At 49.9% G+C, this 12,266-nt stretch carries 10 protein-coding genes, 1 tRNA gene and 1 other RNA gene; 2 read left to right on the forward strand and 10 right to left on the reverse strand.

The features are described 5' to 3' along the window. Nucleotides 1-12: 12 nt before the first annotated feature. From OCU43_RS16815 to OCU43_RS16825, 3 genes are all read right to left on the reverse strand, one after another. Entirely contained in the window at nt 13-813 is an 801-nt protein-coding gene (locus OCU43_RS16815) for an enoyl-CoA hydratase (RefSeq protein ID WP_091359402.1), read from the reverse strand. Between the two features lie 25 nt (nt 814-838). Next, nucleotides 839-1,288 (reverse strand): OsmC family protein, encoded by a 450-nt coding sequence (locus OCU43_RS16820; protein ID WP_091359398.1) that lies wholly within the window; start codon nt 1,286-1,288, stop codon nt 839-841. A 478-nt stretch (nt 1,289-1,766) separates the two neighbouring features. Beyond that, a complete protein-coding gene (locus OCU43_RS16825) occupies nt 1,767-3,008 on the reverse strand; it encodes a leucine-rich repeat-containing protein kinase family protein (RefSeq protein ID WP_091359395.1) in 1,242 nt (413 codons plus the stop codon). 756 nt (nt 3,009-3,764) lie between these two features. Between OCU43_RS16825 and OCU43_RS16830 the strand changes: the two genes are divergently transcribed. After that, the gene (locus tag OCU43_RS16830) at nt 3,765-4,784 is read left to right on the forward strand and encodes a hypothetical protein (protein ID WP_091359392.1); all 1,020 of its coding nucleotides are present in this window, start codon (nt 3,765-3,767) and stop codon (nt 4,782-4,784) included. A 32-nt stretch (nt 4,785-4,816) separates the two neighbouring features. On the opposite strand, the gene OCU43_RS16835 is transcribed toward OCU43_RS16830, so the two are convergent. The 7 genes from OCU43_RS16835 to OCU43_RS16865 all read right to left on the reverse strand — a co-directional run bounded on the left by OCU43_RS16835 (nt 4,817) and on the right by OCU43_RS16865 (nt 11,341). Then, nucleotides 4,817-4,950, reverse strand: a non-coding RNA gene (locus OCU43_RS16835) — RtT sRNA. A gap of 55 nt (nt 4,951-5,005) precedes the next feature. Then, nucleotides 5,006-5,093 (reverse strand) — tRNA-Ser (locus OCU43_RS16840). 557 nt (nt 5,094-5,650) lie between these two features. Beyond that, on the reverse strand, nt 5,651-6,853 hold the full coding sequence (gene ftsZ / locus OCU43_RS16845) for a cell division protein FtsZ (protein ID WP_091359388.1): 1,203 nt from the start codon (nt 6,851-6,853) through the stop codon (nt 5,651-5,653). Nucleotides 6,854-6,913: 60 nt separating this feature from the next. Further along, nucleotides 6,914-8,152 (reverse strand): cell division protein FtsA, encoded by a 1,239-nt coding sequence (ftsA, locus tag OCU43_RS16850; protein ID WP_091359384.1) that lies wholly within the window; start codon nt 8,150-8,152, stop codon nt 6,914-6,916. Nucleotides 8,153-8,784: 632 nt separating this feature from the next. Further along, nucleotides 8,785-9,438: a gamma-glutamylcyclotransferase gene (locus OCU43_RS16855; RefSeq protein ID WP_091359381.1), complete on the reverse strand. Its 654-nt coding sequence runs from the start codon at nt 9,436-9,438 to the stop codon at nt 8,785-8,787. After that, nucleotides 9,435-10,961, reverse strand: coding sequence for a DNA recombination protein RmuC (locus OCU43_RS16860; RefSeq protein ID WP_245756590.1), 1,527 nt, complete (start codon nt 10,959-10,961; stop codon nt 9,435-9,437). Before OCU43_RS16860 ends, OCU43_RS16855 begins: the two co-directional genes overlap by 4 nt. A gap of 29 nt (nt 10,962-10,990) precedes the next feature. After that, entirely contained in the window at nt 10,991-11,341 is a 351-nt protein-coding gene (locus tag OCU43_RS16865; protein ID WP_091359374.1) for a hypothetical protein, read from the reverse strand. A gap of 242 nt (nt 11,342-11,583) precedes the next feature. On the opposite strand from OCU43_RS16865, the gene OCU43_RS16870 reads away from it, so the two are divergent. Beyond that, nucleotides 11,584-12,225 (forward strand): O-methyltransferase, encoded by a 642-nt coding sequence (locus OCU43_RS16870; protein ID WP_091359372.1) that lies wholly within the window; start codon nt 11,584-11,586, stop codon nt 12,223-12,225. The last annotated feature ends 41 nt before the right edge of the window (nt 12,226-12,266 follow it).

The raw sequence follows: 12,266 nt of genomic DNA on the forward strand, positions 1-12,266 counted from the left end.
CAGATAAAAACCTCAGCCCGCCGGCTTTTCCCAGACCGGTGCCCGTTTGGCAAGAAAGGCATCAATACCTTCGCCCGCGTCGGGACTCATCATATTATCCGCCATAACATTGCCGGCAAATTCATAGGCATCAGCCAGCGACATCTGGCGTTGCGGATTAAACATCGATTTGCCAAACCGGACAGCAGAAGGACTCTTACTGAGAATTTTTTCGATTTTTTCCGTAACGGCGTTATCCAGATCCGCATCATCAACCACACTGCTGATCAGCCCCCATTCCAGCGCGGTATCGGCATCAATAATATCGCCGGTCACCAGCAGATCGAATGCCCGCTTAGGTGAGATATTGCGTGACAGGGCAACCGCCGGGGTTGAACAGAACAACCCCACATTAATGCCCGGAACGGCGAATCGGGCCGACCTGGCCGCGATCACCAGATCACAGCTGGCGACCAGCTGACAGCCTGCAGCGGCGGCGATACCACCGACCTTTGCAACGACTGGTACTGGCAGATTAAGGATGCTCTGCATCACCTGACCACAACGACGAAACAGCTCCTGATAGTAACTATGCGTTGGGTTGCTGCGCATCTCTTGCAGATCGTGCCCGGCACAAAACCCACGCCCCTCAGCACTCAGGACGACACACTGTACGGTGGGATCAGCAGCAATACTATCTAGTTCCTGCTGTAGTGAAGCCAGCATCGCTTCTGACAAGGTATTTAATTTATCCGGCCGGTTTAATGAGAGAAAAACGGCACCCTTCTCATCGCTACGCAGCAAAATACTCTCGTTTAACTGATTAGTATTCATAGAATCCCTCACAAAATATCAACTGTTAAGAATGATTGATCTCAACACTGGCTGTGACAGAGTTTCTGATAAAGCAGTTTTTATGTGCATTGGCATGGATTTTCGCAATGGTTTGCTGATCGGGCTGTTTATCACCGGCGAATGTCACACTGGGGGAAAGAACGATACGGGTAATTTCCATACCGCCTTTAGCGTTCTTTTCAAGATATCCCTCAGGAACGTCTTCGTATGATTCAACCTGGAACCCCTGAAACTCTGCGATCGCCAGGAAAAACAGCATATGGCAGCTGGAAACAGCGCTCACCAGCATCTGCTCGGGATCTGCACAGTTCGGATCTCCCTTAAACTCCGTCGAGGCCGATACCTTAAGCTGCTGATCTCCATTCAGGCTGACCTGATGATTGCGCGAGTACGTCGCTGAATCAGAACGGTGGGGGTTGTGTTGCCAGTTAATTTTTGCTTGATGTACAGACATAACAGAAGATCTCTTTACTGAGTTACTTTATGCCCACCTTAGAAAAACCACCTATCGCTGTAAAACGATCTTTCCTAACCGAAACGATTAGCTATGCTAACCCAGAGCGGAAACCAACAATCGCCATGATCACCCAGATATATTGATATATGGCCGGCAAACGCCATACAGCTGCATTACAATACCTAAACAGAATCGGTAGAACTCATCGTTTTACCCACTACCCCACACTAAGATCGCCGGCTAACAGCTGATAATAGATATGTAGCTTCATTGACCTGAATATAATTTGTCATAAGCACAGACAGACAATGCAACCAATATCTATATAAAAACTGGGGGAGTTCACCGCACCTGGTTCCTATCATGTGTCCGATACAAAAAAGCCCGATCGTCAGACCAGGCTTTATCGTTTTCAATTTATGCTGAATTCAGCTGAAAGAGAGATGATCGCCGCTTCTGCTTTTATCCTGACACGCTAATGCGTAGCTTTCTGTTTCAGGCGCATAAATTTAAGCTTCTGCTGATCGGCTTCAGCACAAATACTCAACAGGTCATCAATAAAATGATGCAGTGCCCGCCGCTCAATCTGTCTGATCTTTTCCTGCTGTGTCTCTGTTAGCATGTGATACATACTGGCCGCGCCAAAGTCACCAAATATGATATTCGCATCCTCGTCATACAGGGTGTTATGGGCATACAGATCACCATGACAGACCTGCTGATCATGCAAATGATTGAAGACACTCACCATCTGCTGCACAATTTTATCGATCTGTTCGATCGATAGCGAAACACCCTCGGGGAAGTTGTCACGGGTACAACTCTGAAAACAGGGCGGCAATCCCAGGTTACGATAGTGCGGTGGAATCAGGTTCATGATCAGCGCCAGATAGCCATTTTCATCCACCTGCGCCAATGGCTTAACCAGATTGGGATGCTCTCCAGCCTTTAAACAGGCATGCAGTTCATCTTCCGGATAGCCATCAGAGGTCACCTCACCTTTGAATACCTTCACCGCTATCTCATCAGGAAAGTGGGTTTGATCCTCATTCCACACCGCTTTTGAAATCACACCTGATGCCCCCTGCCCCAACACTTCCTGCAGGGTAAAGCTGGATGACTGCATTAGCGGAACAGATTCAATCCTCAGGTCTGAGCGACTGAATGGATTACCCGAGAACGCAATCCAGGCGAGTTTCGGCAGATCAAGCAACTGTTCAGGGCATTCACTCAACTGGTTAGCAGAGATACGCACTAGCTCAAGGTTGGTTAACTTAGCCATACTCTTCGGCAGATCGGTTAAGCGATTACCCGCTAAGGCTAACTTTTGTAACCGGGGCCGCTCGCCCAGCGTCTCTGGCAGAGTTTCAATCCGGTTGTCCGTTAAGATTAGCCAGCGTAACCGGGGTGGTAGAGAGTTTTCCGGCACCCGGCTTATTCTGTTCGCTTTAAACCCCACCATCTCCAGATTAGTGCACTCACCCAGCACCTCTGGCAGCGTTTCAAAACGATTATTTGAAGCAAACAAGATTTTAAGCTTATGCAGCTGTCTCAGCTCATCCGGCAATGCATCCAACCGGTTGTGGGACAGGTCAAGAATTTCCAGAGTATCCGCCAGCGACAGAATATCCATGGGGAAAGTGGTCAAATTTTCTGACAATTTCAGGTGCTGAATACCCGCTAATTCGCCGGATTTTAACTGCGCAAGTGTATGCAAAATAGTGAACCCATGGTGAGTCTGAGACAAAATTGCGGCTAGTATACAAGCGTTATCAGGGGGGCTCTAGGGGAATCGGGGGAATGGGGGGAATGGGGGGAATGGGGGATATTGTTCAGGGCTTAGACGAAGCCCATATTCCAAACATAAAAAAGCCCGGTGGTTAAACCAGGCTTTTTCGTTATTTATTAGATGATCGAAAGTGTCGGCCAGTAAGCTAACCGTTATATCGAATGATCTGAGCTTTCACACCATCTATTTCAAGTCTCCCGAGTTGCCTTAAAGCATTGTCTAGTAACGGGTATAGGCCAAGCGGGTAAAGACTCTTACCTCGATCCTCATAGATCATATACCTGCATTAAGTAGGCTTTGCTCTGGGTAAACACTTTGGCGCAACACCTAACGGGCAACCATTGTCATCATAAACTTCATACTGCATTGTGAATCTCTTCGTGTCTCACGACATGAAAGTTGATAACACTTGGATAGTGTTATCGCGAAACATATAAGTTAAGACATCTGATGTCAAACCTATCAATACAGCAAGTAAATGGACTGAAGGAGGCTTAGCCCCTCCCTATTGTTTTGGGTTCTACCCCATTGATGAAGACCCATGGCTGAATATCTGAGATCATAAAACGACTAGCAGAAAGCACCTACTCATAGCCCACCCTGTAAATAAGGATAATATTAAGATTAAAAGGCTTAGTATAAAGTTCTATCGGATGTAAACGGATTACTACACAAGGAGAGACAATGAGTTCCTTATTGTTACCCTTCGCTAAACATATTCCAACAGGGAAAACAGTAGCACCTGAGGAAGTAGATCGAGGCAACGCCTGTGATTGCGAGTGCTTATTTTGTGGCGCGCCAATGCAAGCAAGACAAGGCTCTGAAAAAGCCTACCATTTCGCACATCAACCTAAGAAAGTAGATGATGACCATCCTTGTCCTGCGAGCTTTGCCCGCTGTATCTTCTGGATGGCTAAGCGGATACTAGAAGAAGGCTCTGAGATTTCACTCCCTGAATACAAGGTAGTACATTCAGATAGTTTTCTTGGTCTGGAAAAAGAGTACTTAATAACTGAAGCTAAGCGTTTGCCATACAGACTGAACAACTTTCCAAACATCTCAGATTCTCCTAGCGACAAGATCAGGATTGAAATCAGTATCAACGGACACCCCTTAAACCTCGTTATGGCTGACAGTAAGCACTATCTACGCCCCAACGAAGCCACCGTTCGTATATCAATGAATTTCCTTGCAGACACTTACAAAGAGCAATCGAAAGGCTTCCTGAGTGCTATGCGAGAACTCATGCTTGACTCAGTACAAGCTAAAGAATGGCTATTCCATTCCAAGTCCAGACAAGATCAACGCAAAAGAGAATTCGAAGACCTAGTACAGGCTAAAAGAGACCTGATAGAGGCAAAAAAACAGGCAAAGCTGCAAGAAGCTAACCGAGCAAATGAGCTAAGAGAGCAACGACTCCGAGAAAGAAGTGATCCTCAAATTGCCGAGAACATAGCTAGACGCCTGAATGATCTTATTAGAATTGCCAAATATGCCTCTGAAGCTGGCGCCAAATCCGGCTGGCAATGCTGTTCCTGCTACGCTGTCAGAACAACAAAACTTAAGCAATGCATTCACTGTGGTCAGTCCGAGTCACTGCCTTTCGACTTCAGTGAAGACAATATGTCAAACCTAGAGAACAAGTTCTATTGCGGGAACTACGCCGCCAAATCTCTCGCTGCAGCCCCTTTTCTAATATTCTGACAGTGACCTGCCGCCGCCGGTACAACCTGGTATAGGTGTGAGGGAGGGGTTACTCATCGTTTCACTCCTCGCCCTTCGGGCTATCGTCGCAGGCTCCGATGTGGTCTCGCTTCGCTCGGCTCGAACCCTGTCGAGGGTCCTCGTCCACTCCCATCTCCAGCCACTAATTAGCACATACAAAAATGCCCAGTCAGAGACTGGGCATTTTTGTATGAATTAGATGGCGGTGAGGGAGGGATTCGAACCCTCGATACCTTGCGGTATACACACTTTCCAGGCGTGCTCCTTCGGCCACTCGGACACCTCACCACGTATGTTGTTTACGCTGTCCTTTCAGACTTATAACCTGCACGCCTGCGTGCTCGTTACCATCGTCGTAAACTCCGATGTTCTCTCCGGCTTCGCCTCCGAGTCAACCACTCGGACACCTCACCACGTATGTTGTTTACGCTGTCCTTTCAGACTTATAACCTGCACGCCTGCGGGCTCGTTACCATCGTCGTAAACTCCGATGTTCTCTGCGGCTTCGCCTCCGAGTCAACCGCTCGGACACCTCACCACGTATGTTGCTTACGCTGTCTTTTCAGACTTATAACCTGCACATCTGGGTGCGGGTTAACGCCGTCGTAAACCTCGGCGTTCTCTCTGATGCCGATATCAGAGGCCGCGTACTTTAATAGAATTCAGGACTTAAATCAAACATCTGGAACGGTTTTTAACGACTTTTTTCGGATTCGTTGAAAACCGCAACCTAACCGGGATTTCAGCGACTTAAAAAAGAAAACCCCGCCTGGGATGGCTCCGCAGGCGGGGTAAGTTTGGCTGTTAAAAGATAAGGGGTGGGACATACCCCAATGGGCTATCTTTTAATCAGCCTGACGACGCAGGAATGCTGGGATATCCAGAAACTCCATATCATCCGTACCTGTTTTACGTGACTCTGACGCAGGCTCCGGCTCAACCACAGGGTTATCCTGAGCACGGACAGAATCGTTGCGATTACGCATAACGGTTGGCAGCTCAAGCTGGCTGTAATCACTGACTGCGCTGGCGGCACGACGGGAACCTGAAGCAGACGAGCCATTACTGACCACCCGGATATCCTGCTTTTCAGCACCACCCAGCCCGGTTGCCACGACAGTGACTTTAATCTCATCAGACATCTCAGGGTCGATAACGGTGCCGATCACAACAGTCGCGCTATCTGAAGCAAACTCTTCGATTACCTGACCCACATCGCTGAACTCGCCAAGACCTAGATCCAGACCAGCGGTGATATTCACCAGAATACCGCGAGCCCCCATCAGGTCGACATCTTCCAGCAGCGGACTGCGCACAGCGGCTTCGGCGGCTTCAATGGCACGATTATCACCGCGGGCTGAGCCGGTACCCATCATTGATGTGCCCATCTCAGACATCACCGTGCGTACGTCTGCAAAGTCGACGTTGATCATACCCGGGCGGATAATCAGATCAGAGATCCCCTGCACCGCCCCTTTAAGGACATCATTCGCTTCGTCGAACGCTTTCATCAGGGTGCAGTTTTTACCCAGTACCTGCAGCAGTTTTTCGTTGGGCACGATAATCAGCGAGTCGACATGCTCGGACAGCTCTTTGATCCCCTGTTCGGCGATCAGCATCCGCTTCTTACCCTCGAACGGGAACGGCTTGGTCACCACAGCAACCGTCAGAATACCCAGCTCTTTGGCCACTTCAGCAACGATTGGCGCCGCACCGGTACCGGTACCACCACCCATTCCCGCGGTGATAAACACCATATCAGCACCGCTGAGCATCTCCAGAATCTGCTCACGGTCTTCCATCGCCGCTTCACGACCGATATCCGGATTAGCACCCGCACCCAGCCCCTTGGTGATTTCGCCACCCAGCTGCAGGACGTTGCGCGAGCCCATATTGTTGAGAGCCTGCGCATCGGTATTGGCACAGATAAATTCGACCCCATCAACCTCCGATGAGACCATGTGCTGTACGGCATTACCACCGCCACCACCGACGCCAATCACCTTAATGACGGCGTTCTGCGCGATGTTATTAACTAATTCAAACATGTCCCTTATCCTCCAGGTTCAGTGCCCAACCCGCACCTGTTGTATTGCTTATGTTACGTTCTAAAAATTCCCCTGAAACCAGGCTTTCATCCGGTTCAGTATGTTCTCTTTTTCTGGTTCATCATCATCAACCGGGACGGCATCCCCCTGATGATGACTATCCTGTTTGGCGTATTGCAACAGACCGATGCCGGTGGCGTAGATCGGGCTGTTAAGGATATCTCCCATGCCCCGCACACCTTTTGGCAACGCCAGTCGCACCGGCATATGGAAGATCTCTTCCGCCAGCTCCACCGCCCCTTCCATCTTCGCCGTGCCCCCGGTCAGTACTATCCCTGCGGCCACCAGATCTTCAAAACCGCTGCGACGCAGTTCCGCCTGCACCAGGGTGAACAGTTCGTCATAGCGCGGTTCAACCACCTCTGCCAGCGCCTGCCGCGACAGATCCCGTGCCGGACGATCACCGACACTGGGCACCTTGATGGTGTCCTCGGCGCTGGCCAGCTGGGCCAGCGCACAGGCATATTTGATCTTGATCTCTTCCGCATGGGGTGTCGGTGTGCGCAGCGCCATGGCAATATCGTTGGTCACCTGATCACCGGCGATCGGGATCACCGCGGTATGGCGGATCGCGCCACCGGTGAAGATAGCGATATCGGTGGTACCGCCCCCCATATCCACCATGCAGACACCCAGCTCTTTCTCATCCTCGGTCAGCACCGAGTAACTGGATGCCAGTTGTTCCAGCACCGCGTTATCCACCGCCAGACCACAGCGTTTAACGCACTTCTCAATGTTCTGCACCGCATTCACCGCGCCGGTCACCAGATGTACTTTGGCTTCCAGTCGCACCCCGGACATCCCCAGCGGTTCGCGAATGCCCTCCTGGTTATCGATAACATACTCCTGCGGCAGGATATGCAAAATCTTCTGATCGGCAGGAATCGCTACCGCCCGGGCCGCATCAATCACCCGTTCCAGATCATGTTCCATCACTTCGCCGTCGCGGACGGCAACGATACCGTGGGAGTTCATGCTGTTGATATGACTGCCGGCGACCCCCACCGTCACCGAGTGGATCTTGCAGCCCGCCATCAGCTCGGCCTCTTCCACGGCCCGCTGAATGGAGTGCACGGTGGATTCGATATTCACCACCACGCCCCGCTTCAGCCCCCGCGACTCATGGGAGCCAATACCAACGATATCGATCGTGCCATCCAGGCCAATCTCGCCCACCAGACACACCACTTTCGAGGTGCCGATATCCAGTGCCACGATCATATTGCTCGTCATTGCCATATCCAGTCACATACTTAGCTATCCGCCCCTCTACCGAGAAACGGTAATTTACCGGCTGCTTTTTGCTTCAGCCCTGAATGTTATTTGACCAACCCCGGATATTTTTTTACCCGGTAAAACCATTCTTTTTGCTGTTTGCAATATTATTGACAACTACAGCAAAAAATAAACCAAATAATTGCTAAAAATGGGTACTTCTTTAAACACAACATTTTAGCCATTAAATATTTGTAAAATTTTGAAGCCTTTTCTCTATATCGGCAATTTTTTGCCATCTTTAGCGGCAAATCGCCTACCGCCTCTGCCGTTGCGGCAAATATAGCACGTCTTTGAATACCCCTCTATTTTTATCACATATCGCGTCTTTTTTGTACAAAAAATAAACAAAAATCAAAATTAAGTTTTGACTGTAAATATACATATCAATATTTAATTTTGATGATTTTGAGAATTTTCAAAACTTAATTTTGATGAATTAAGGAATTTTCAATATTTAGTTTTGATTTTCCATAAAAATTCAAAACACCATATTGATAAAAACAACCGGGCAAAACATGCCGCCGAATTTTTATTCAACGATGGGAAAATAATTTATAAACAGGATCAAAAATAAAGCTAGATAACCGTGCGAACTAGCGGGAGGGATAGTGATAACCCGTTTCAAAATTACGCCAGTCCTGCAACTCCGGGGTCTGTTCCAGATAGGCTCTGAGCGTTGACTGACCATCGGCAAGATAGCTGCTGTCCAGAAAGTTATCCAGCACAACACGGCCCTGAGAGGCGGCCGCTTGCAAACAGAAGGCGAGATAACGGGGGAAAGGCAGAATATCATCGCGCCAGATAGCCCCCGTATAGAACCGCCCTACCCGCAGCTCATACTCCTGTGGTGTCACACATTTATTGAGGCGGTAGTCCAGATCATCATAACCGGTACACATCCGCCCCACAGAGGGTGTATCAGGCGCCTGTAACGGGTCTAATGGCAGGGTTTCCACCTCTATCCAGCGAAACCGGTGTTCCCGTTCATAGAGGCCGACAAAATCCTCAGCGGAGCATTCAAACTGACTACAGATAATGTCACACCCCGCCACTCTCTGCGTTGAACAGGAGGCCAGTTGCAGGCTCTCCGGATCAGCTCCGTGACGGCTGAGAAACACGATACCGACTTTATTAAAAATACGTCGAAAACCGGGCACCCGTACCAGACGAAAGTTTTGCAGCGCTGGCACCGTCTGGCGGGCAGAACTTTCTGATAACAGCGAACCATAACCCACCACCGAGATCATCTGTCGAGAATCTCCAGCTGTTCAGCATCCGGGTCGGACTCTGAGGCATGATCAGTCAGTTTTTTATCCAGCTCTTTCTTGTTTTTCACCCCCAGCTTATGCAGTGAGGCCGCCTGATTAACCAGATTCCCCTTGCCACTGCTGAGGCGTTTATGCGCGGTGTCGTAGGCCGCCCGAGTGCGCCCAAGATGACGCCCGATATCCTCCACGGATTCGACAAAACCAACAAACTTATCGTGCAGCTCACCGCCACGACGGGCGATCTCCTGCGCAAAACGGTTCTGCCGCTCATAACGCCAGATATTATTGATGGTCCGCAACGTCACCAGCAGCGTCGAGGGACTCACCAGAATAATGTTGCGTTCGTAGGCAAAGCTGAACAGCTCTTTATCCTGCTGCAGGGCTAACAAAAAAGCGCCCTCCACGGGGATAAACATCAGCACAAAATCAAGGGATCGAACCCCTTCCAGGCTCTGATACGCTTTATCACTCAGCCCCCGGATATGGTTGCGAATCGATTGCAGGTGTTCAGCTAATGCCTGCTCCTGTGCCGGGGTTTCATCAGCAGAGCAGTACTTTTCATAGGCGGTCAGAGAGACTTTCGCATCCACAATAACGTCTTTTTCGTCCGGCAGACGGATAATGACATCCGGCATATAGCGCTGTCCCTGCTCACTGAGTGAGACCTGGGTTTCATATTCATAGCCTTTTCGCAAACCGGACTGTTCCAACACCCGTTCGAGAATCACCTCGCCCCAGTTTCCCTGAGTCTTACTCTCGCCCTTGAGGGCATTGGTCAGGTTAACCGCATCCATACTCATCTGCTGATTCAGCTCTTTCAGCTGGGTAATCTGTTCATACAACGAGCGGCGGTCTTTGGCTTCCTTATCGTAGACATCCTCTACCTTGCGCTTAAACTCGCCCAACTGATCGCGTAGCGGGGTTAACAGTGAACCGAGAGAGTCTTTATTCGCAGTAGTAAACTTCGCTGATTTCTCTTCAAAGATTTTGTTCGCAAGATTCTGAAATTCGCTTTTCAGCTGATCCCGGGCTTCAGTCAGCAACTGCAGTTTCTCTGACTGTGATTCCCGCTCACTCTCCAGCCGGCTTTCCAGTTCGGCAATACGTGCCTGTCGCTGACTTAATAAGCGTTGCAGATTATCCATCTGCTCCTGTTGCTCTGCCAGTTGATCATCAAGCGCATATTTATGCGCCTCAACCTGCTGCAACCGTACCTGATCCAGCTCCAGATCCCGCACCCGCGCACTGTTTAGCTGCAGCTCCTGTTCCAGATACTGAACTTTGTCGCTGGTCATCGCCTGATCAACCTGAAAACGTTCCAACTGCTCCAGTAGCTTCTGCTGTTCCATCTCAGCTTGCTGCAATTGGGAACGATGCTGACTGCTGAGTTTCTGTTTTGTCAGCTGCAACCAGATCAGACCCAACAGCAAACCCAGCACGACACCTGACGCTGCGATCATCAGGGGGCTATTTAACAGTTCAGTCAGCTGGGCAGTCATCATTGTCATTCCTGTTGATGGAGAGAATAAGCTTACCAGAAATGATATAGCAGACCGATAGACACCAGGGTCAGTGGCAGCATCAGAAACAGATTCACCCGATCACCCAACAGGCGCTGGGTAATACCCAGAGAGATGGCCGGGAAAGAGAGGAAAACAGAGCTAAGCGGGATCCACCACTCCAGCAACCGGAAACCATACGCCAGCGCACCGATCAGTGTCAGCGCCCCCAGATTTCCCGCCATAATCACCATTACCGCACCATTACGGCTTTGCATAAATGCGGGCTTATCAGCATCCGCCAGTTTATTCAGCTGCCCGGCACTCAGTGCAGCAGACATAGAGACAAAACCGGTACAGAGAAACAGAATCAGGGGGTCCAAGGGGTTACTCCACTTTTACAATGTTTAAAAACGATCATTGTAAGGGATTTTTCATCCCCAACCTATGGCATATCCCCGGATACAGCGGAAAAATGTCACCGTTCATCATTATTGGCCGGGTAACACAGCATTATCCCTACACGCCTCAAAAGTGATATTATCCCCGGCAAAATTTACCCGGAACCGAACAGGGCAACGGCACTGAAAGTCCGGGTCAGACATGTGATGTTGAGAGAGACAGAATGACCCAGTATCTGGTTGATGAAGCCATCGAAGATTACGCCTTTATCCATACCGGCGAAGAGCCTCCCCTGCTGCAGGAACTGATCGATAAAACCAACGAAAATATGGGCTGGCCGCAAAAGCTCTCCGGGCGTTTAGTGGGCCGCACCCTGAAGCTGCTGAGTGCGATCCATCAGCCGAAAGTGGCGCTGGAGATCGGCATGTTTACCGGTTACTCTGCACTCTCTATTGCCGAAGGGATGCCCGAAGATGGCCGGCTTATCTGCTGCGAAACCAACCCCCGGGCGATAGAGTTTGCCCAGACCTTCTACGATCGCAGCGAACACGGCCATAAAATTGAAGTGATCTTTGGTCGCGCCCTGGAAACCATCGAAAGCCTCGACCTGACACTGGATTTCACCTTTATCGATGCCGATAAACGCAACTACCTTAACTACTATAACCGGGTAAAAGAGATGACCCGTCCCGGTGGACTGATCGTACTCGATAATGTGCTCTGGTCGGGCAAAGTGGTACAACCGGAATCGGAGATCGATGATATTCTGGTGGAAACTAACCGTCTTATCGCCCAGGACCCGGACGTGGAAAACGTCTTCCTGACCGTCAGGGATGGCCTTAATGTGGTGCGTAAGATCCGTTAACCCTCAGACTCTCCGGCTGAAACATTTACTCAGTTCAACCT

It is taken from the genome of Amphritea atlantica (assembly GCF_024347255.1).
Classification (GTDB): Bacteria; Pseudomonadota; Gammaproteobacteria; order Pseudomonadales; family Balneatricaceae; genus Amphritea; species Amphritea atlantica.